Source organism: Colwellia sp. Bg11-28 (assembly GCF_002836245.1).
Lineage (GTDB): Bacteria > Pseudomonadota > Gammaproteobacteria > Enterobacterales > Alteromonadaceae > Colwellia > Colwellia psychrerythraea_A.
The window spans coordinates 1,424,504-1,447,933 of record NZ_PJBA01000006.1; the positions used below are offsets into that span (position 1 = coordinate 1,424,504).

Sequence of the window (23,430 nt, forward strand, 5' to 3'; positions counted from 1 at the left end):
TTTTTTATTCTTACTGACTGTAAATACTACAAATAAGTGTTTTCCTCTCACTTTTTTGAGTGAAATTCACACAAAAAATCACAAATAATCTTTGACTATTTACAAAATAAGGGTACCTTACGGGTTGGAACGTTCCAATTATCCTTTGTTTATTTTAGCTAGTTTACTCCCTTTTACCTGAAATAACGAGGATTAATAGTTAACCTGTCATAACGGAACGTTCCACTTAATATAATAAAAAATTTAATACGATATAATCGTCAGGGGAAATACATGAACAAAAATTTCAAAGAAAAGCAGAAACCTTCTTTATCAAGATTAGCGATATTGATTGGTGCTGCATTGTCACTACCAACATTTACAGTGTCTGCATTAGAAGAAGTTGAGCAGCTTGATAGCGAAGAAACTATTGAACGAATCGCGATAACTGGTTCGCGTATCCGTTCAGTTAATGCACTTGCTCCAAGCCAAATTACTTCAATTAGTGCGGAAGACCTTGCTTTAACGGGTCACATCAATGTTATGGATGCATTGCTTGACTTACCTAGTGTTGCTGGCGGTTTAACCAATGAATCTGCTGGATTTAATTATGCCAATACCGGCATGAATACCGTTGATTTACGTAACCTAGGACATGAAAGAACGCTTGTTTTAGTTAATGGTCGCCGGTATGTATCAAGTGATGTTGGTGAAATATTGGCTGATATAAACTCTATTCCAACGTCTTTAGTAGAACGTATTGATATTACCACGGGCGGTGGCTCTGCTAGTTATGGCTCTGGCGCTATTGCTGGAGTGGTTAACTTTATTTTAAAAGATAATTTTGAGGGGGTTGAAGTTGAAGCCCGCCTTAGTCAATCTGGAGAAAGCGATAATAAAAGTGACATGATTCGTGCCACTATTGGGGGTAACTTCGCCGAAGATAAAGGTAATGTTGTTGTCAATTTTGAACGTTCAACGGCTGAAGGCTTAGCATCTCGTGATCGTGGTGTTACAGGTGTTAGATTAAGAACTGTTGACGGGGAAAAAGTATTAAATCCCGCGGACTTAAGTACTTATGCACCAAAGTGGCGCTATGATATTGGCAATGAAGAAGTCTCTTGGCAAAATGGTGCTGTTGGTGATTGGAATGTAGAAGATGATGGATATCGACATGCAGATAGCCGAACCATCTCAACGCCTATTGACCGTACAATTTTCAATGCACTAGCGAACTATTACTTGAACGATGACCTACGTGCTTTCGCTGAATTTACTTACGCCAAAACAGAAACTTCTAACCCTTCAGATTTATATGCTATTGGCTCCGCCTATCGTGGCGCTGAAATTAGCATTGATAACCCTTTTGTACCTGATGAATTGCGAAACATAGCTCTCGCAGAAAATGATAGTCAGTTTATTCAATACCGTGGACGCCTTAACGAATTTGGACAAGGAGGTTTTGACGCAGAGCGTGTTGTCACACGTTTTGTGCTAGGCCTTGATGGTACATTTGCAGAAGATTGGGATTGGGAATTAAGTTATAACTATGGGCATGTTAGCAATGACCAGGAAGGTAATGACGTTAACGAAGTTGCCTATAAAAAAGCGACTGATGTCATTGTTGACCCTGATACCGGTGAAAACGTTTGTCGTGATGAAGCTTATGCTGCTATAGGCTGTGTGCCAACCAATGTGTTTGAACCTTTTACTCAAGAGATGCAAAATTTTTGGACTAACTTAACTACGCTTGATGGCACATTAAAACAAGAAACATTCGTAGCATCCATTTCTAATAGCAGTCTATTTAGTTTACCTGCTGGTGATGTTGGTTTTGCTGCTGGTTATGAAAGACGCAGTGAGTATGCTGAAGAACATCCTGATTCAGCGACAAAATCGGGCTTAACAGGCGGTGTTCAAATTGACAGTTTAGAAGGTTCATACGATGTTGATGAATTCTTCATGGAAGTTAACATTCCCATTTTAGCTGATATTGCCTTTGTTAAGTCACTTGGCGTCAATATAGCGGGAAGAACATCAGACTATAGCCACGTTGGCCGCAATGAAAGTTGGCAGGTTGCTTCACGTTGGGAAGTTAATGATGATATTACTTTTAGAGCACAATATTCAGAAGCGTTTAGAGCACCTACCATTGCAGATATGTTTAATGGTGGCACTCGTCAAGGTCTCAGTCTTGCCGGCATTGATCCATGTGATGGTGTTTCGCTCAGCTCAGCAGATGATGGTGTTAGTGCAGAGCATGCTGCAGCTTGTCGAGCTATTCCGGCAATTGCTAATGCGATTCAAGATGGTGGTACTTTTAATGGTGCTCCTGATGATGAAAAAGAACGTTATTCATTTTTTGGACCGTCACCGGATTTAGAAGTTGAAACTGCAGAAACAACGACTATCGGTTTTATTTATACACCGTCTTATCTTGAGGATTTAACGGTGTCTTTAGATTATTACAGTATCTCTATCGACAATATCATTACTGGTGTAAGCGATGACTACAAAGCTGAGCGTTGTTTAGAAGGTTTACCTGAATTTTGTCGTGCTATTGAGAGAGATAGTTCTACAGGTGTAATTCAAACGACTTATAACTATGTTTTTAACTTAGCGGGCCGTGAAGTAGAAGGTTACGATTTAGAAGCAAACTATATGTATTCTTTAGGTGAATATGGTGATTTAAATTTTAATCTGCTTTATAACTACGTTACTAAACATCAAACGAAAGCGTTGCCTGACTCGGACTGGGAAGATAATTTAAATGAATTACCTTACTTCGAACAACGAGCAAACTTTAGTACCACCTACAGTTATGAAAACCTGACTGTTAATTGGACCACGGTATTCCAAGGCAGCATTTTTGACGATAAAGATGCTAGCTACTTTAACAATGATATAGATGCCGTTGTTATCCACAATGCACAAGCTCGTTATACCTTTGGCAATGAAACACCAATAGAAGTTTATGCTGGTATTGATAATGTTTTTGATCAAGATCCACCGTTCTTACCTGAAGGGTATAAAAATGGTCAAGCACAAACAGCTACCGCTAGTCCTTATAGTCGTATTGGTCGCATGTTTTATGTAGGTACGGTCGTAAAATTTTAAGATGATCGAATGAGTTACTCATGAGTAATAAGTAAAGAGTAACTCCCATACATACTTCGTTTCAAAAATAAAGATGAGAAAATTATGAAAAACTTTAAATTATCGCTAATCGCTATAGTTGTATTGTCAACTACTTTAGCAGGATGTAATGGTTCAGATAAATCACTAGAGATTACCCCAAAAAAAGCAGAAAGTGTAACGGCTAGTTCTGCACTACGTAATATGGCTATAGATTCAGGCAACACTATCTCCTCACCAGACGGTGTCAATGTACCCGGAGGAGAAGGCATAAATAACTTAATTGACGGCAACGATGGCTCTAAGTTTTTATCATTTAGTGACAGTGTATCTGTTGAATTTAGTGCAGCAAAACCTTATGCCTTAAAAGGATATGCTTTGATATCAGGTAATGATGCCCCCGAACGAGATCCGGCCGAGTGGACAGTAGAAGGTTCAGGCGATGGCACAATATGGGTTGAGATTGATAGCCGTTCTGGCCAGACTTTTGGTAGTCGTGGTGAAAAGCGTACCTTTGAAATGCTGACTAATGAAGTTGAATATCAACATTATCGTTTTAGTTTTGCAAACAACCCAGCGACCGCTGCAGGCATATTCCAATTAGCTGAAATAGAATTGACTGTTGTGGCAGATGCGCCTTTGGTTGATTTTGCAAGTAATATCTCGCGTGCTGAAATAGGTGAAAACGTACAGTTTTGGGATAGATCTTTAGCTAACCCAACGGGTTGGCAGTGGACATTTGAAGATGGAGAACCGGCAACGAGCACGAACAGAAATCCTGCGGTTACTTTCACTTCACTTGGTGCTAAATCAGTAACACTGGTTGCGTCTAACGATAAAGGTTCTAATGAAAAGGTACAAGAGCAAGTTGTACATATTTGGGATTCTCAAAACCCATGGGCAGGTTATGTAAAACCTACCGTTACGCTTGTTGCTCATAAACCAGAGCATGAAGGACAAATAGCATTTAGTCGAGTTATGCCTGATATCGAGGCCGTCATTCATGACATCTCATTACAGATAGTTAAAGTACTGTATAAAGATGTTGCTGAAGCACCATTATTTAAAACGGTAACCTTTGAAACTGATGAATATGACTTCCCTGCTGCTAAGAGTGGTACAGATGAAGACATGATCTTAATGATGGATGTTGCTCATCTTGCTAATAAAGCAGCTGAAGGTGATGATGCCTTGCGCGATGAAGTGATAGGTATGTTATGGCATGAATTAACCCATGGTTATAATAATTCGCCAAACTCAGGTGAATACGCAACGGGTGATGAATACCATTCATATTTAGAGAGTTTAGCTAACTACATGCGTATTAAAGCCGGCTTTCATGAAAGTAGACGTGTTGGTATTAAATGGGTTGATAACTGGAATGTTGATGCCTATGAGCAAACATCATTTTTCTTAGAGTGGGTAGCAAATAGCCATCGTAGCGTTGACTTTATCTATTTATTTAATAAAGCCGCAGGTGACCTAAAAGAATGGAGTTTTGATGCCGCCTTTAAATCTATTTTTGGTGAAGACAAGGGCGTATCAGTATTTTGGCAAGAGTATCATGATGCACAGGGTATTGAACCTCCTTATCCAACACCAGTAGATGGCTATAGAAACTTTGCGGTTGATGAAGGTGTGAGCATTTCAACTAATGCTACTACCGTTATTATTCCTGATTGGGATGCATATGAAGGGGAAGATAAATTAATTGATAATAACGTTACCAAAAAATTTAACGCGTTTATTGAAGGTACATGGTGGCTAGAGGAACATGCATCTCACTTATTTCCTATCAATGATATTACCAATGTGGAAGTTACTTTTGAATTACCCGATGCCATTGTTTTACATAAATACAGTGTAACAACAGGTAATGATAACCCACAGCGTGATCCAACGTTATGGACTATATCAGGCTCTGTGGATGGTGAAGTTTGGACTCAATTAGATAGCGATAACTATCCTTCTGATCCAGAACGATTAATCACTTTCCATTATGACATTGATGATGCAGTGACGGCTTATAAGTATTATCAGTTTGTTTTTGAAAATACTCAACCAGCGGGTGATAGTATTGGTGGTGATAATGGTCGCTTGGTTCAAATTGGCGAAATTGCACTACTAACAGAAGAGTAAAATTAGTCCTATATATTTATATGAGACCCCTTTCTCTTGAAAGGGGTCTCTATTTTTTCTGTATTTATACCTTAATGAGTTCCTGATAAATTTACATCGCTTTAGAGCTTCCCTGCTGGTATCACGTTGTAAAATAAAAGCATAATAATTAGTCTCGTGCTCAAAGCGACCTTAATAAATTTACAGTTTAATGGTGGTGCGATGAACATTTTAGAGTTTATATTAATCCTATCCTGTCAGGCTTTATTAATCCGAGACCTAAATAGATTCGGGAACTATTACCTTCTATGACACAAGATATATACATTAAAGCAAAAGATTAAAGGGATTTTGATCAAAGAAGTAAACATCTAAAATATAAGGTAAAGTAACACGCACTTTACCTAAGTTCAGAAATTAATTTTATAAAATCAAGGGATAAATATGGTTAAGATGTTGGGTTTATGGTTGCTTTTGATATGTTTACCAATTTTTACTAATGCCAGTCAAGATGTTATTTTTAACAAGCCTCTTTCATCTCTTGACCCTCGATATACATATACGTACGAGCTAATGGAATTAATTTTTAAAGCGACGCCTGAATATACTAATGCTCAAGTTAAAACAACAGAAATGAATATGACTAGAAGCCGAATATTTCATGAGTTGAAGAAAGGTAAATTACTTAATGTTGTCGCGGAAGCTCCTCAAAAGGAATGGGATAGTAATTTAATTGTTGTACCTATTCCAATTAGAAAAGGTCTTCAAGGTTTTAGGATATTTATCGTTAAAGATAAAAACCGTAAAAAGCTTGTCCAAGTCGGTCGTTTAAAGTCTCTAAAAGCTTTACATACAGGTTCTGGAAATGAATGGTCAATAAGACTTGCGATGGAACAGGCTGGTTTTGCTGTCGTGACGGCAAATGGTTATGAGTCGTTATTCGCTATGTTGTCAAAGCAGCGTTTTACTACTTTTGGCCGAGGCATTAACGAAGCCTACAGAGAGGTAGAAAGCCATTTAGCTTTATATCCTGACTTTGTAGTTGATAACCATATTTTATTGGAAATTCCGTTAGCTACTTATTTTTATGTTTCACCATCATTCCCCGAGATAGCAGACCGTATAAGGCTTGGGTTACTTCGATTGATAGAAAATGGTGAGTTTGATCGATTTTTCTTTCAAAAGTATTGTTCAGATATTTTAAAGGCTAATATGTCTGAAAGACTGCGGTTTAAAATCGATAACCCCCAAGTATCACAAAAAAGAATGATTTCTTTAGTGGGAGATGGCTTTCTTCTTGATTCTAATAAGTCTTATAAAAAAGTTTGTCTGTCAATGACACAATAAAAACCGATTATTTTTATAGTCGCTTACGCAAGTGAAAAAGCCAAATTTTCCTGTTACCAATTAAACGATAAAAATAATGTATTAGAAAATATAGGTCAAATAAGTTGAGTCTAAAAGGACTATAAAGCCCACAAAGTGATCATAAATTCTATCGCGAAATGTGCCCCTGAGAGAGATATAAAGCTAGTTTTCAAGCTTTCCATAGTAATTGTAAGCCCATAGACTTATGGCCAATATGACTCAACCACTACTGTTAGCTATAAGCCAGAGCGATAATTAATTTGGGAATTAACTAAAGGCAGAAGCTAGCTTGGATAACCATAGAATAATAGTTATCGGTTTAGATGCTCATAATAAATTGACTCAAGCGACTGTTTTAAAATAAAAAAATTACAACACCCCTGAACCATTAAATCGCATACTGACCAATAAATATTCGTTCTAGCTTGATGAATTCAAATATAGGATCTACGCTTTATTTGGCTTGCCCATGACATGACACCGCAAGGAGTAATTCATGCCAAACACTCTTAAACGACTTATTCCTGATCCTGAGGTCATTAAGCTTCAACAATTGCTGAGCTCAAACGGCTATTTCGAAGAGATTAAACCTTCTCATGGTCTATTTGATGGTATTACGTTTGATAATGCCGTTCTATTCCAGCTTCAACACATCTATAAAGATGGTGATCCATTAAAACCAGACGGAGTTATTGGTGCGAAAACTTGGTGGGCTTTAAAAAACCCTTCAGGCGAAAAACAGCGTAATCACTTATCAGCTAGCATCCCTGTAGGGTTAACCACAAAGCGCCACCAGCTCATAGAATTAATTATTGAAGAGCACAGTAAGCCCGTATTTGAAGTGCCTGACGGCTCTAACCGCAGCCCAGATATAGACGGTTATTGGGGCAATACTGGTGTTATCGGATTAGCCTGGTGTTGTGCCTTTGTCTCATGGGTTTTAAAAGAGGTCACTGACTCCTATCCAATAGCAAGCACACACCATTTAGGTGTTCAGAGGATGTGGCGAACTGCTAAACTACTAAACATGACAACAGAAATCCCTAAACCTGGAGACATATTTGTCCAGCTATTTGCAGGGGGTAAAGGTCACACGGGATTTGTTGTAGCGGTCACCGAAGATGGGGAAACAATATACACAGGCGAAGGGAATTGTGGTAATAGATTAAAAATAGGTAAGCGTTCCAATAATTCTGAATTACATTTCATTGACTGCCTACAAGATAATCAAACTCTCGACTTTGAGCGTATGGCCTTTGATGTAAACAGTACTATTGACAATACAACGAGATAACTTGAATTAGCAAATAACATAAGCACCAATTGTGAAGGGTTTAAGATGGCAACAAAAAATATTATGGTTTGCTTTGATGGTACTTGTAATCACCCTAAAGTCGCTAAGCAATAACGAAAATGGTTTGGGCATAGGGAAATCGAAGATAACGGCATTACTAATGTTCTAAAACTACATGTATTCTTCGGTGGTAACCTAGAAAAATGAGTTTTTACACAGGCTGGCCACATTCAAGACATTAGCACTCACTTGTTAGCATTGGGTTCGGATTAAGTTTTTGTATCGGTAATTCTTGCCATAATCAGAATTTTAAAGTGTGCTGTAAGAAGCGGAAATGCACCTTAAAGGTTCCCTGTTTATGGCTTTATTATGTGTCTTCATTTAACTCAATCCTAGTTAATTTCCACTACTTTCCGAGTATCCCATCATTATTTTTACGTCGGTAACGCTTTTAGAATGAGAACCTTCGCAATGGGCAATAAATTCATCTGCTAGTGCGTCGAAGGAGCTACGTGGCTTATAATAGTAAAAGATCCGTGCGACATTGCCACACCACAGGTTATCTAGCGTCGTTTTTTCTTCGTCCGAAAGATACGGTTGGTTCTGGCTAATTACGTATTTATAGTAGCGGCCTAGCTGACGGACCAGCTGCTCCAGTTCTGGACAGCTATTTTCTGGCGGACATTGTTGCCGATTAGCCATGACTGCATCATAACGATCGAACAGCGTCATTGTATGCAGCGACACTAAGTCTTTAGTTATAGCTACGATGTTTTGCTCGGCGCTGTGGGCAGACTTGGCGGCGGTAAGTGCCTCGGTGAGAGCGTGTGCGGAATCTGTCGAGGCTTTCTGAGCTTTTTCGAGAGCGACAGTGACGTCTTTGCTGTCAATAGTGGTTTGGGCAGCTTGATAAGATGAGAGCAAGGCGCCGAGCAGCGCGACCACCACTCCAATCAACGTGCTGACCGACGCAATCAGCCCCATTGCCCCTTGGCGTCGACCGCATTCGCTGCAGACTCTCGCCCCATCCTCGATAGGTTTCTTACACCAATTACATGACATGGCTGGCTCTCCTTCTAATTGCTAAATACCAATTTACATATAACGAACTTATAGAATAGTTCATTTATTATAAATTACTCCATAAAACAGGGGTACTAAATGTATTCAACACAGTAAAATCAATAAGTTAGATAAATAACAACTAAAGTATAGTTTCATTTGTAGAACATGTGTAGCAATTTGGTTGGGACTTCTATTACATAAACAATATCTCTAAAACGTAGCTAATTGCCACATCGAAGACCTAGTACTCACTGATTTGAATTAATTAGGATTAGTTTTTCTATAAATAAGGTGCCTGAAAAGCAAATTAGAACACGCTGTAACGATAGGCTTCGTCAGTCTGGGCTGACCTAAGGCCGAAAGTAAATGAAATCTACATGCTTTGCTCTATAAGGCTTGCTGTCAATACATCCAATTTTTAATTATCTAATCCCTTACAAAACACCTGTAAAAAAATCAAGGGGTCAGAACACTTGAATACGTCTTAAATATATTAAAGCATTCTGTTAGAATACTAAGCTATTGATTAATGAGCACCGAGACAACATGTCAGAATTTAAAGCATTTTCACTTTTAGAGTCAATTATTGACCGCGTTAATCTTAAAGGCTACAAACAGCCAACACCGATCCAAAAAGAATGTATCCCAGCGCTTATAAATGGCAATGATCTTCTTGGTATAGCGCAAACGGGAACAGGAAAAACTGCGGCCTTTTCATTGCCTATTATCAATAAATTTGGGCGAAATAAAATTGATATTAAAGCTAAGAGCACGCGCTCGCTCATACTAACGCCCACAAGAGAGCTTGCCTCGCAAATAATGCAAAACATTGATGACTACTCTGATGGTTTGGGGCTTAAAACTAAGGTTGTTTATGGTGGTGTAGGAAGACAAGCTCAAGTTGACTCTATCGAACTTGGACTTGATATTTTAGTGGCCACCCCTGGAAGGTTATTGGATTTAATTGAAACGGGCGATATAAATTTTAAGGCGTTAGAAGTATTTGTGTTAGATGAAGCAGATACAATGCTTGATATGGGATTCTTTAAGGATGTTCAAAGTATCATATCGAAACTGCCAAAGAGCCGACAAACACTATTATTTTCAGCTACTATGCCTGCGGAAATAGAGATACTTGCAGAAGCCATATTAACGGACCCAACAAAAATTCAAATTACTGCTGAAACGGTTACTATCGACTTGGTTAATCAAAGTGTGTACCACCTTGATAAATCGAATAAAGTACCCTTGCTATTTAATATCCTGACAAAACCTGACTATGAAAAAGTGCTCATCTTTTGTAAAACAAAGTATGGCGCTGACATCATTGTTAAAGCACTAGAAAAGGCATCAATAACTGCCGCTAGCCTGCACAGTGGTAAAACACAAGCAGTTAGGGAGGAAGCGTTACAAAACTTTAAAGACTCTACTTTAAGAGTATTAGTTGCAACTGATGTTGCTGCTCGTGGAATTGATGTTGATAATATTACGTTAGTCATTAACTATAACCTTCCTGAAGATCCAAGAAACTACATACACCGTATAGGACGAACTGCTCGTGCCGGGAAAAGTGGTATGGCTATTTCATTTGCTGTAGAAAATGATATAAGGCAATTAACTAATATTGAAAATAGCATAGGGCAAGTCATTCCTGTTGTTACAGAACAGCCTTTCCATAAAGAGTTTTCAAAAGCACCTATACAAGATAAGAAAAAGAAACTGGTTAAAAAAACAAAGAGAAAATAAGGACAGACATAAATTGTCCTTTGAAACGAGCAATATAGTGGAAAATATCTACCATCAGTGCCACGCGATAGCATTTACCTTGTGCACTTAATTGCATTTAACACTTCCACATCTAGTTTATATTAAATTTAGAGCTTATTCGAACGGTCAGGCTTAGGTATATTGCGCACTTTTTCCACAAAGCCGACCTAATTCATAGGTTAAAATCATCTAATGTAATAACCACTTTGATACGAGAGCGAACGTTTTACTAACTACTTACTATAACTTGTCTGTGCGCATTGAAACCATAAATCACTCTCGTATGAGAACTGAAGCTTTAGGATCATAAAACTGACATGATTTTTATGGCGCTCTAGGCACGAAGCGCCATAGAACCTTTAAGCCTATTTTGTATCGCATCGTGAAGGTTTTTTGATATTAACGGATTATTCTACTGATAGCAGCAGCTCAACTTCATCGTTGACATAAGCTGTACAATTCAATTTTGACCCACTTTATTTTAGTGCAATTGCACCATTTAATTTACCATAAACTGTCCCAATACACATGATTACATCAATTAACCTTTAAAATCAATGGTTTGTTTTTTGGTATGCATCTTGCTTTGTTGGTAGTTCAATTAAATTGAGTTTATAGGACTCATTATGGTTATTTTTCTACCCGTAGAATATTCAATAAAATTATTTGGCCTTAAGCTCACTTTAATCTGTTTAATTACATTAATGCTGACCTTAATTAATTTTGTTCCTTTGGATGGCACTACAAGTTCGGTCCTATTTTCTGCTGTTATTATTTATTTTTTTGTTGGACTAACATTAACTGTTTCACACCAAGAGCATCAGTTCAATTCTATAATAAATAGTCTTGACCCCATAAGTTTTGACTACCGAAGCTTGAAGTTCGATACGTTATTATCCAAAAACACGACGATTTCATTATTAAACTCTTTTCGAGAGTTATCGCGTATTAATCAACAGCAAAAAAATAAATTAAAGGAAGTAAATCACTCTGCAAGCCAAGTAATAGAATCAACGACATGTTTATCGAACAATGTGGAAAAGCAATTTAATGCAACATCGTCGACCGCGGCTGCAATTACAGAGATGAGCCAATCAATCAGTGAAGTTAGCAGTAAAATTTCCGCAGTACACAACTCCGCTATGCATGCTGATGAAATAGTACAAAGCGGGCAAATCCATATCATCTCCTTAACGGGTGCAATATTAGAGGTAAGCAAGGAAGTATCTCAAACACAACAAGGTATGCAAGAGTTAGACGAGTTGGCACAGGAAGTCACGTTGATCACTGAATCTATCCGAAAAATATCATCACAAATCAATTTATTAGGATTGAATGCATCTATTGAAGCTGCACGCGCAGGTAGTGTTGGTCGAGGATTTGCCGTTGTGGCAGAAGAAGTTAGAAATCTAGCCATAAGCACCCATAGTTCTAGCGAGCATATAGCCAATAAAATCAATCAGGTATTAAGCCAGAGCAGTGATACTGTTGAAAGTATGAAACTTGTCGTTGAAAAAACAAATGCTTGTGGTGAAAAAGCAAAAAGTGTTAATAAAATGCTGAAAGATATTGCTTTAGCAACAAACTCTGTACAGCAGGAAACAGAAGTCGTTTCAGTTAATGCAGAGCAACAAGTCTTGGCTACTGAGGAAATATCACGGCATGTTGAGCAAATTGTTCAAAGCTCTGAAGCCAATGCTGACATTGCGAAACAAACTGAACTTGTGGCTGAACACTTGAGAAAACTTACCTCTTAGCTGTTCTGGTAATTGACTTATAAAAAGAGGGTTACTAACAAATGAATCATTATCAAATAATTGTACTGTTACTATTTATCCTAGTTAGCTTTTATTTAAAATTAAATAACTCTAAAAAAGATCGCATTAAAACTCAACGTCAAGGCTTGCTTAATATAAAAGGTTTGAAGCAGCTTATTTATTTCATTCAACAACACAGAGGAATGACGGCGGCTTATTTAAATGGTAAAAAAGAAATATTACCTAAAATAACTATCATCAGACAATGCATTCAAGAAAACATTAATAAAAATAAGCTAACTTTTTCTAATGATAATGAACGTTGGCAAAGTTTTCTGGATCATTGGCAAAGACTTGGCACAGCTAGTGTGGGAGCAAGTGCGGATAATAGTTTTGATCAACATACTCAATTGATTAGAAACCTCTTATATCTACTTGAAGACGAAGCCGAAAAAGGCTTGTTGTTTTCTCAATTTTTACCTCAGTTTCCTCAAGCGGGCTATGTATGGCGTGAAGTGATCGGTGTAACAGAAGTTGTTGGTCAGGCAAGAGCCATTGGCGTGGGCGTTGCAACACAAAAAACTTGCTCTAGTACCGACAGTATTCGACTAAGTTACTTACAACAACAAATTAGTGAAGTGATCAAAACTGTATTACATCAACTTTATTGCTTACCACAATATTTAGATGAACATAATAGGTTAATTAAAATCACACAAGAGCAAACCGAAATGTTCTTATCCACCGTTGACCAAGCTTTTCTTAGTGCCGACAAAATCACGTTAGATCAACAAGTATATTTTGAACAAGCCAGTTTGCTTATTCAGTCTATCGATGATGTATTTAAACATCAGTTAATGCAAATCAGTAACTCTTTGGATGTAAATTAAAGGGTCCATGCTAGCTATCAATATCGTCTTATTTAAAAAAAACTCATCAATACCTTATCTAGCTATTTTAATTACTGGAAATAATAAATGACAATAACATCAGTAGCTTCTGTAGCTAAAACTGCATTATCTTTACTCACATTAGAAGAAATCAAAGGCTCGACTCATCAAGTGGAAAGAGGTGTTCTAAGTACCTTTGAAGATATAACACTAACGAGTCACTTTCAGCCTATATACAGTATTGATCATCAGAAAATAATTGGTTATGAGGCACTCATTAGGGGGAAAGATAATGATGGAAATAACATCACCCCAGACGTAATATTCGACACACCGTGTGATGAAAGGAGTAGTGTTTATCTTGACCGTTTATGTCGTTATACCCACGTTGCCAATTCTCAAAAATTAGAGGATCAAGATAAATGGTTGTTTATCAATGTTTCCAGTCTAGCCTGTGAAAAAGGTCGAAATTATGGAACTTTTTTTTCCGATTTATTAAGTTATTTCAATATTCCCGCTGAAAGGGTCGTGGTTGAAATCATAGAGGATCACTGTAACAACAATGCTCAATTATTGGAAACATGTAATTATTATAAATCTATGGGCTGCCTCATTGCTATCGATGATTTCGGTGCCGGGCACTCAAATTTTGAGCGTATCTGGAACCTTCGACCCGATATAGTTAAGTTAGACCGCTCAATACTTTTAAGAGCAATAAAGTCGAATCATACCCAAAAGATGTTAACCAGTATTGTCCAAATTTTACACCAATCTGGTTGTTTAGTTGTAATAGAAGGGATAGAAACTGAGGAGCAGGCATTAATTGCCATCGACAGTAATGCTGATTTTGTTCAAGGATTTTATTTTTCTCGCCCCCAAGCTGCTAGCTACATCCAAACTGAAACAAAACCATTGTTTGCTCACTTAGTGAAACAAAATATCGCTATAGAACAATATCAATTACATCAAGATTTACATTGGTCATCCACTTACCGTAAGACATTTTTACAGGCTGTAATGACAATAAAAACAGGTGAAAGCATAAATAGTGTTATAAAGCCGCTGATGAATTTGAAAAAAGTAATTCGTTGCTTTCTGGTAGATAATCAAGGACAACAACTGGGTGAGTCTTATATAGTCGACCAAGGAAAACTAAACCCTGCAGGGCAATTTTATCAATTACAACTGGGTAAAGACGCTAATTGGTATCGCAAACATTATATACGTAATGCCCTTAGACAGCCTAATCAAATGCATATTTCACCACCTTACCAATCTATTACAGGAGATGGGCTCTGTATTACCACCTCAATGTGCTTTGATACTGATGAAGGACAAAAAATATTATGCATGGATATTTTAGCTGGACACTAATCTTGATTTTCTAGTTTCTATAAACTAGGCCATTGGCAGTAGTTAGTCTTTTCAGCCATAAATGGCTGCTATTAGTGAGAAACGGAATAATATAAATATTATGGTTAACTTCCGCTTTGCGCCTTTGTTGACTTTATAATATTAAATACAGTTACTTACAGAACCCCAAGTAAAATCACCTTTGCCATTCTGATACTCGACTAACTAAAATAGAAATTCGATATGGTGTTATTTTACTTTGATCTAAAGACTATTTTGATGTGTTTTTGAGTTATTTATGAGGTGCGGAAAGACAGGTAAAGGTAATAATTAACCTATATTTATTGCAAGGAAGCACAATTAATATTGTAAGTATTTTACGGATGATGAATAGAAGTAGCTAATAAGATACGACCCTATGAGGTATTCATTATGAATAATAATCTCCTCCCCGACCATAAAACGCTAAGGGAATTAGCTGAAAACTCACCCGACAAACTTGAACTCATTCTTAGGGAAAATATTGCCGCAATCATCGATAAAACATCAGGAAGCCACCGACGACGTTTACAAGGATTGCAATTTCAGATAGATGTACAAAGAAAGCTGGCAAAAAATCCTGTCGATTCCTGTATCCGAATATCGCGAATGATGCAGGATTCTTTTATTGAATTGAATAGAGCATTAAATAATTTAACTAAAAACCAGCCAATTTTGGACAAAAAAAAGGATTTTGATATCATCTACTTAACGGATATAGGATGACATAACCACCACTTTGACGAAAAATGAGTGCATCACGTAGTAATGCTGAAGAAATAATGATGCCCTATTTTTTATGCTAACTAAACTAAACTAAACTCAAAACAACTACAAAAAAAGCCTTAGATTTTGGCTTATTTCTTTTATTAGTGATTTCGGCACGGCGTGCTCTGCAGCGTACTTATCCCATTGAGATACCGCTTCGATTGTTTGATTTAACACATCATCTATTTTTCGTTTGCTAAAGATTGGGCTCAACTTTTCAAAGCTGTAGAAATCATTTCTGGTGAAATTATCTTGTTTCCCGTTAAGTGTCATCCAATGTTTACTTACCCAATGACTATCGGGTTTGTAGCTATAGGCTAAATCGTAAGCTGGAGCTAGTTGCCATTTATGGTCTTTATCTAACATAAATCCAAAGTTTTTGGCGTGATCATCATGATTTCGAGATATTACGTTAAATACCATGCGTTTAAATAGCTGCATTGCATCGTCTGGACTCAGTTTTAATTTTCTTGCTGTGTTAAATAGTTCAGCATAAGAGTATGAGCCTATTTGTTTGTAGCTTACATGCTCAAGTCCATTGAGTGTTTGTACGTGTATTTTGTCATTACCGTTTCGATCAAATCTTTCGGTGATAAAATGTCTGCGTTTACCTTCATTAAGTAAATGGCATGGCATCATATCGATACCACATTCTTTCGCTAATAAGTGGTAGGTATATTCCATCGCGCCATAACCCATAGGATCGCCAAAGGTCTCTTGATTTTTATTATGTTCACTGACGCCGTCAAATTTCATCAAGTAGTGGGTAAAACCTTCAGGCGCATCAGTTTGGCCTGAGCGAACTTGGGTTAAGTCGTTATTGAAAGCAAGCACAGCTTTTGGCCTTGCACCACCAGCGCTCATACCAACGGACATAAGAGACATCATTGCTTCTTTGTCTTCTTGGCCATTATTTTCAAGGTCAACGCTAAATTGTTGTCGTTTATCTAATACGTCTTGTGCGATAGAAACGAGCGATTCAATGTGTATTGGCTGTGAAGCATTAAGGTTTTTTCTTTTTGTGGCAGGTGAGTAAGTTAAAGCCCCCATGCCGCGCATACCTGTGTATTGTAGTCGTTGTAAAGGCGTGATATCACTGGTTGATTTACCTTGGCTGGCTATCCAAGCATTCATAACAGCATTACCAAAATCATCCGGTAGTGAGTCGGCGATAAGTCCTGGTAGTCCTTTAAAAGTATTCTGGTCTAGCTGGGGAAATGAATAAATATTTTTAGCCAGCGGCATTTTGATTGGCGATAACTCAATGCCTGTTTTGATAAAACTGGGGAAGTATTCAAACGATCCCATTTGGGTATCGGTGTTGTAGCTAACTGCGCCTACGTCAAACGCTTTGTACTTAACCTTTATGACTTCCATTACCATGTGGGAGTATCCTTACTTTGGCTGCTATTTTTGCTATTTATTATTTTACTGGTACTTTTACGTGCGCTAGTTGCTCTTTTACGTTCTTTACCCTGAAGTTCAATTAATTGAACCGGAGATATCTCTTGTTTTGGGATAAACGAATTAAGTTGCTCTGTTAGATCAAGTGCGATAAGAATAGCTATCATGGATTCAAGCGTTGATTTACCTTTTTCACCATTAGTCACCGCTTTGAGGGATAATCCTGCTTTGTTAGCTAAAGCTTTCTGGGTGAGGTTCGCATTGAGTCGGGCGGTTTTAATTCTATCGCCCAGTTCACCCGCAATAGCATGCGCTGTTAATTGATCAATATTCATAATATGCCCTAAAAGATGTTTTATATGGGATATACTCGAGTATAACCCTTAAAAGGAGTATTACACGACAAGCATAAATATTCAACAATAACGCAAACTACCCTTTATAGGATGATTAACTGCTAAAAACAGTAACAAACCTCCCTAAAGGGATTATTAGATAACCTAGATAAATACAGTGAAAGAGTCTAATGTGCCCTACTCGTTTTCACTGTTGAGGCTGAAATTCAAGGAAAAATACAATGGGTCTTCAATATAAAACGTCGAAGATGACGTCAGATTTTTACAAGGTATTAATGCACGCTTGAGTAAAGTACAGAGGTAAGAGCATAGGTAAGTAAATTATTGAATTACAACTTTATCGCCATCGGCTAGTCTTTCTGCACCTCTTATCGCAACATTATCACCATGTTTTAGTGAACCGGTTATCGCAACGCGTTCTTTATTTCCTTTACCCACAACAACGGCTAAACGAGATACGGTATTGTCTGCATTCACTTTAATTACGTAACTGCCACTTTTGCGCAAAATAAGTGCATCGCGCGGCACAGTTAAGCTTGCTGTTGCTTTTTGAGTTGGCACGCTAACACTAACAAGTTGGCCTGCAGCCCAGTGTTTATTAAATGCTTTGGGTATATTAAGTCTAACTTCAAAGGTTTGCGATCTTGGATCAGCTCTTGGGATTTTAGCCGTAACAGCAGCCAAGGTTTTTTGATCGCTTGCTGACATACTCAATTTGTCACCTTTATTGATGAAAGCTAGGTATTTAATCGGGATGTATAATCGCGCTTCTAAATGCTCGGTATCAAGTAATCTAAGTAAAATATCACCACGATTTACTTCACTACCCACTCTTATCAAGCGCTCGGTGATGATTCCGGCAAATGGTGCGGTAATGATGGCACGTGATAATTGTTCATTAATTTGTGCCAATTTTAATTGGGCAATTTCTAAGTCAGCCGCTGCTAAATCATGCTCAGAACGCATTTGATCTAACTTAAATTGCGAGACAGCTTGAGTTTTACTCAGTGCTTGTAAACGTGACAATTCATTTTTTATATAAGCGACATTGATTCTTGCTCGACTTATCTGCGCCTTTTGTTCTGCTTGTCGTAGTTGAATAGGTAATAAATCCATTCCCGCAAGTTTATCTCCTTGAGCGACAAAGTCCCCGGGTTCAACTAAGTAATCTACTCTCGCGTTTAGTGAAGCCGTTATTGGGATGTGTGATCTACTATATAAGGTCGCGTTGAGTTCAGTTTTTGCTGCCATGGGCATATTGAGCACAGGTGCTGCTTTTACTGGTTTTGCGACGACTTTTGTTTCGTTTTTTTCAACAACATCTGCAGCAAAGCTTACTTGCATTAAGTTCATTGCAATTAGGGTAGTTATTACTACTTTTTTCATCATTTTATGTACTACTTTTGCTGGTATCGTATTTACTTTTGCAGTATTTATTTGAGCTAAGTTTACTTGTGTTAGCTTTACTTGATTTATTTTTAGCATAAATTTCTCTTAACGATTACTAATACGTAATTCTTGTTCTGTTGCTGAGATGGACACGATATTGGTTGTAGGTGAAGCATGTTTACCTTGTGTCATTCTCAGTAAACTTGGGAACAATACTAAGGTGAAAATAGCACTGACCGTCATACCGCCTACGATTACAGCGGCTAGTCCGCGGTATATTTCGCTGCCAACACCTGGCATCAACATTAAAGGCAACATGCCGAATAAACTGGTTAATGTACTCATGTAGACAGGTCGAGCACGAATACGAATAGCTTGAGCAACTGCATCACAACGAGACAAGCCCTCTAAGCCACCTTGGTTGGTTTGATCTACCAGTAAAATGGCATTATTAACAACCAAGCCAAGTAAAATAATAAAGCCGATCATCGTTAATAAATCTAATGATTGATAAGTGAAAATATTTAAGATACTTAGTCCGATAACACCACCCGCAGTCGCTAATGGCATCACTAATAGTACCATTAGACTATCTTTGGCTGACTTGAAAAGTGCTGTCATCAGTAAAAATAATATAAGTAACGCTAAGATAAAGTTGCTGATCATATCGCTTATAGCAGAAGCCATCTGATTAGCATTACCACTAAGAGAAATAGCCGAGTTCTCGGGCAGATCTAACTGCATTTTTGGAATGACTTTTTCATTAATAAGCGCTGTTGCTTCTTCAAGTGACATCGTCGCTGGTGGTGATACTTGAATGCTGACGGTACGCTTACCATTGATTCTTTTTAACTCAGTAGGACCTGCTGATCTGGTAATATGAGTTAACTCTCCTAAGGTCTGGATGCCAGCTAACGGAGTATGCATGGGCATCATGGCGAGTTCGTCAGGGGTTTCCCACTGCTCGCCACGCAATATGATATTAGATCTATGGTTACCATCAAAATACTCGCCAATGAATAAACCACTGGTGTAAGCACTAATAGCTCTAGCGACGTCACTACGATTCAATCCAGCTTGAGTAATACGTTGATCATTGGGTAGTAAATTTAGTTCTGGCTCAGCTAAGTTAAGGCTTGGAATAGGAAATGCGGTGGTGTTTGGCATATTTTCGTTAATCGCAGCAATGCCTGTTTTCGCTACCTCCATTAACCCTTCGATATCGGTACCATGAATATCTATATCAATGGTACGGCCATTACCATTGCCAGAGATATTAATCATAGAGCCACGAAACATGAATACGTCGGTATCTGGCAAACCTGAAAATACATCCGCTTTAACCACTTTCATTAGCTCTTCAACCCGGCTCGGATCATCAGAATAGATAAAACCTCCTGTTGCATTAGAGCCAAACGAGTAAAAATTATAACTTTTTATTTTTGGTGATTTCTCTCCCGTTAAGTACGGTGCTAATCGTTTTTTAACCAGACTCGCCATTTCATGTTCAATAAAGTCAACATTGCCTCCTGGCGGCATATCTAGGCTGAAAAAGAAACCATCGGTTGGTGCTCTAGGCATGAAATCTGTTTTTGGTAATAAGGTAAAACTAATGATTAATGAGCCAGCAAGTAAAAGGCTGATCCAAGTTACTCGTTTGAACTTACTGTTAGTTAACTTCATTACAAGTACAGTGAGGCGTTCCCAATAATGCGCGAATGGGTCAATATCACTGACGTCTTTTAACAAGTATTTGCTGGCAATAGGCAATACGGTAATCGCAGAAAGTAGTGAAGCAATAACAGCAATAGAGAGTGTTAGCGCTAAATCTGAAAAAAGCTGCCCTTCAATACCCTTCATAAATAATATCGGAAGAAATATCGCAACACTGGTCGCGGTTGAGGCAAATAAAGCGCCGGTGACTTCGGTAGTCCCCTTGAGCACCGCTTTATGATTATCCATGCCTTTACTTTTGAGTCGGACAATATTTTCTTGCACTATGATGGCGGCATCAAGCACTAAACCAACAGAAAAAGCTAAACCTGCAAGGGAAATAACATTCAGTGTTCGGTCAAAAAGACTTAAGGCAACAAAAGCGACTAATAAAGACACGGGAATGGTGATCGCGATAATCAAAATATTCCGCATACCTCTCAGAAATAACCATAAGATCACTAACGAAAGTAATACGCCTAGACCTAGGTTATTTTGCACCAGAGATAACGCATTTCGAATATGTACGGAAGAGTCAAAACTTAAGTCTATTGTTAATCCTTCTGCTTTTAATGGACCCTCGTTCAGCTCTTTAATCGCGATGTTAATTTTATCAAGTAACGCGACTATGTTTTCACCATTTTGACGCCTCAAGGTGAGGTAATATGACGGTTGTCCGTTTCGTAAGTTGAAACCTTGTCGATCGGCTAACGTGTTCTCTACTGTTGCTATATCTTGCAAATAAATTGGTCTTTCATCACTATAACCAATAATCATTTGTGTGAGGTTATCTAGGCTATACTGACCAGAAAAACGTACCACATATTGGCGACGGCCAACATTAACGGTACCTGCCGAGGTATCATTTGAATTGGTAATGACTGAGCTTATTTCAGCAATAGATAAACCTAAAGAGGCGGTTTTAACTGGGTCAAAGGTGACTCTAATTTCTCTTTGCCTATGGCTAGCAAGGTTTACTTCTCCTATACCTGGAATTCGTGCGAATCTTGGCTCAACTACATCTTCAATGAGTTTTTGATATTGACCAAAATCTTCAACCGGATTATCCGGCAAGGTTTTAATCATCATGGTTGCGGTATTACCACCACCATTAGCTGAAACTATTGGCTCAATAGCGTCAATGGGTAAAGGCGGAACTTGGTTCAAGTTATTAATGACATCGAGCATGGCTTTTTGCATATCAGCGCCGACATCAAAGGTGAGGTTAATTCGCCCAAACCCTTGGTTTATCGAGGTATCAACCCGAATAACACCTTGCGTATTTTTTACTACATTTTCGATGGGTTCAATGATCACCGACTCTAACTCAGACGGTGCTGCACTTCGCCAACCGGTAAAGATAGTTATTTGAGGCTGTTCTATATCAGGGGTTAATTGAATAGGTAATTTAGCGACACTTAACAGGCCAAAAACCATAACTAAAACGACAATAACAATAATTGCTGCAGGGTTTTTCAGTGCAGCTCGTGTGTAGTTCATTTAACCAATCCATAATAAAAGCAGCAAACATTGTATTATAGTGTTTGTTAAAAATATCCGTATTTAAGTAAATTGATGTAAATAAATGTGTCTATAAGTAATTCATTAAGTGTTTATTAATCAATAAGAACCTCCCTACTCTTCATCACCTTAATTACGCTCTGCTTTAGTATCGCTTGAACTGCTTGTATGGTTAAGTTACTTCGCTATACAATACCGATGTTTTTAATCGTCTATTAAGTATATCTCTTGAAGCCTAACTGTAATGCCAGCGTGAAACCCAGCTTAAAAATCAACGTTAAAATAAGTAAACGATTGCAGAATATTCAACAAATGGTGACATCACAATATGATCATATTTGGGATTGCTGTTGTGATCATGGCTTGCTTGGTTGCGCTTTATTATCGCGTCCAGACGCTACCACGGTTCATTTTGTTGATATTGTTCCCCAACTAATGGCTGAACTAGAAAGCAAGCTCCACCGCTTTTATCCAAGTTCAACTTGGAAAACTCACTGTCTTGATGTCGAACAATTGCCTTTAGCGCAATATGAGGGCAAACACCTCATTATTATTGCCGGTATTGGCGGTGATTTGATGATTGAGTTTATCGAAGCAATATATAAGCAACACAAAGAGTTGAATATTGATTTTCTACTGTGTCCCGTTCATCATCAATTTCCACTGCGACAGACATTAATTGCGCTAGATTTTAGTTTGAAACACGAGGTGCTGATTGAAGAGAACCGACGTTTCTATGAGATAATATTAGTTTCAACGACAAGTGACGAAAATAACAAAATCCATCCGGTTGGCGATAATATTTGGCAATCACAATCAAGTCAACAATCTGAAATTACTAGTAAATACTTGAATAAAACCCTTAATCATTACCAACGTATTCAACAAGGTTTTCATCAAGGTAAGACAAACGACGTTCAATACATCATTGATGCTTATCATGCTGTGGCACGGTAAAGGCTTTTCTCAGGTCATAGGCCTGTTAGCTGTTAAAACTGTGACCTAATACTCTTCGTCATCTGAATAGCTAACCACTTTATTAGCGATTGAATAAGAAAATCCTTTTGATATTAAATGCCGTAAGGCTTTTTGCTTTAATTTAATATCTTCAATGGGATCTTCACCAAACTTTCTGATTTTTAGCGTCAGTGCTTTATCAAAGTAATCTTCGTCGGAGGTTTCTATCGCACTAACGCACTCATTGATAACTTGGGATGAAAAACCTTTGGCATAGAGCTTCTCTTTTATTTTGTTAGGACCTATGTTTTTCTCTGAAAAACTCATCGTTAAGCGTTCAGCATAACGACGATCATCAACAATTCCTCGCTCTATTAGATAATCGAGCGCCGGTTCATTGAATTGTTTATCGTCTTTAAAGAGTAAGTTTGCTTTTTGTAGCAAGGTTTTAGCTGAGTAATCACCATATCTTTCGATCATCCACTGCATATATGATTTTACGCGGTCATAAGAAATAACTTGTGGCTTGGCATCTTGCTTTCTTTTATACATGGTAA

At 37.9% G+C, this 23,430-nt stretch carries 16 protein-coding genes; 10 read left to right on the top strand and 6 right to left on the bottom strand.

Annotated features, from left to right (window positions below; translation table 11 throughout):
• The first annotated feature begins 273 nt into the window (after positions 1-273).
• The 4 genes from CXF79_RS13390 (at position 274) to CXF79_RS13405 (ending at position 7,894) form a co-directional block, all read left to right on the top strand.
• Entirely contained in the window at positions 274-3,096 is a 2,823-nt protein-coding gene (locus CXF79_RS13390; RefSeq protein WP_011043461.1) for a TonB-dependent receptor domain-containing protein, read from the top strand.
• Positions 3,097-3,180: 84 nt separating this feature from the next.
• Positions 3,181-5,253 (top strand): basic secretory protein-like protein, encoded by a 2,073-nt coding sequence (locus CXF79_RS13395; RefSeq protein WP_101155483.1) that lies wholly within the window; start codon positions 3,181-3,183, stop codon positions 5,251-5,253.
• A gap of 423 nt (positions 5,254-5,676) precedes the next feature.
• Positions 5,677-6,579, top strand: a complete 903-nt coding sequence (locus CXF79_RS13400) for a hypothetical protein (protein ID WP_101155485.1) — start codon at positions 5,677-5,679, stop codon at positions 6,577-6,579.
• 517 nt (positions 6,580-7,096) lie between these two features.
• Positions 7,097-7,894, top strand: coding sequence for a CHAP domain-containing protein (locus tag CXF79_RS13405; RefSeq protein WP_101155487.1), 798 nt, complete (start codon positions 7,097-7,099; stop codon positions 7,892-7,894).
• A gap of 396 nt (positions 7,895-8,290) precedes the next feature.
• Here CXF79_RS13405 and CXF79_RS13410 read toward each other — a convergent pair whose 3' ends face one another.
• Entirely contained in the window at positions 8,291-8,956 is a 666-nt protein-coding gene (locus CXF79_RS13410; protein ID WP_101155489.1) for a hypothetical protein, read from the bottom strand.
• A 549-nt stretch (positions 8,957-9,505) separates the two neighbouring features.
• Here CXF79_RS13410 and CXF79_RS13415 point away from each other — a divergent pair.
• The 5 genes from CXF79_RS13415 (at position 9,506) to CXF79_RS13435 (ending at position 15,491) form a co-directional block, all read left to right on the top strand.
• Positions 9,506-10,705: a DEAD/DEAH box helicase gene (locus tag CXF79_RS13415; protein ID WP_101155491.1), complete on the top strand. Its 1,200-nt coding sequence runs from the start codon at positions 9,506-9,508 to the stop codon at positions 10,703-10,705.
• 647 nt (positions 10,706-11,352) lie between these two features.
• Complete coding sequence (locus CXF79_RS13420; protein WP_101155493.1) at positions 11,353-12,483, top strand: methyl-accepting chemotaxis protein; 1,131 nt, start codon at positions 11,353-11,355, stop codon at positions 12,481-12,483.
• Positions 12,484-12,524: 41 nt separating this feature from the next.
• Complete coding sequence (locus CXF79_RS13425) at positions 12,525-13,373, top strand: nitrate- and nitrite sensing domain-containing protein (RefSeq protein WP_101155495.1); 849 nt, start codon at positions 12,525-12,527, stop codon at positions 13,371-13,373.
• An 87-nt stretch (positions 13,374-13,460) separates the two neighbouring features.
• The gene (locus CXF79_RS13430) at positions 13,461-14,747 is read left to right on the top strand and encodes an EAL domain-containing protein (protein ID WP_101155497.1); all 1,287 of its coding nucleotides are present in this window, start codon (positions 13,461-13,463) and stop codon (positions 14,745-14,747) included.
• A 411-nt stretch (positions 14,748-15,158) separates the two neighbouring features.
• The gene (locus CXF79_RS13435) at positions 15,159-15,491 is read left to right on the top strand and encodes a DUF3135 domain-containing protein (RefSeq protein ID WP_101155499.1); all 333 of its coding nucleotides are present in this window, start codon (positions 15,159-15,161) and stop codon (positions 15,489-15,491) included.
• A gap of 105 nt (positions 15,492-15,596) precedes the next feature.
• Here CXF79_RS13435 and CXF79_RS13440 read toward each other — a convergent pair whose 3' ends face one another.
• The 4 genes from CXF79_RS13440 to CXF79_RS13455 form a co-directional block, all read right to left on the bottom strand.
• Entirely contained in the window at positions 15,597-16,916 is a 1,320-nt protein-coding gene (locus CXF79_RS13440; protein WP_101155501.1) for a type II toxin-antitoxin system HipA family toxin, read from the bottom strand.
• Positions 16,910-17,272, bottom strand: coding sequence for a helix-turn-helix domain-containing protein (locus CXF79_RS13445; protein ID WP_011043473.1), 363 nt, complete (start codon positions 17,270-17,272; stop codon positions 16,910-16,912). Before CXF79_RS13445 ends, CXF79_RS13440 begins: the two co-directional genes overlap by 7 nt.
• A gap of 342 nt (positions 17,273-17,614) precedes the next feature.
• The gene (locus CXF79_RS13450; RefSeq protein ID WP_101155503.1) at positions 17,615-18,778 is read right to left on the bottom strand and encodes an efflux RND transporter periplasmic adaptor subunit; all 1,164 of its coding nucleotides are present in this window, start codon (positions 18,776-18,778) and stop codon (positions 17,615-17,617) included.
• A gap of 9 nt (positions 18,779-18,787) precedes the next feature.
• Complete coding sequence (locus CXF79_RS13455; protein ID WP_101155505.1) at positions 18,788-21,895, bottom strand: efflux RND transporter permease subunit; 3,108 nt, start codon at positions 21,893-21,895, stop codon at positions 18,788-18,790.
• A 315-nt stretch (positions 21,896-22,210) separates the two neighbouring features.
• Between CXF79_RS13455 and CXF79_RS13460 the strand changes: the two genes are divergently transcribed.
• Positions 22,211-22,873 carry a tRNA (adenine(22)-N(1))-methyltransferase gene (locus CXF79_RS13460; RefSeq protein ID WP_232769174.1) on the top strand — a complete coding sequence of 221 codons (663 nt, stop codon included), beginning with the start codon at positions 22,211-22,213 and terminating at the stop codon, positions 22,871-22,873.
• Positions 22,874-22,918: 45 nt separating this feature from the next.
• On the opposite strand, the gene CXF79_RS13465 is transcribed toward CXF79_RS13460, so the two are convergent.
• Positions 22,919-23,425, bottom strand: coding sequence for a regulatory protein RecX (locus tag CXF79_RS13465; RefSeq protein WP_101155509.1), 507 nt, complete (start codon positions 23,423-23,425; stop codon positions 22,919-22,921).
• Positions 23,426-23,430 lie beyond the last annotated feature (5 nt).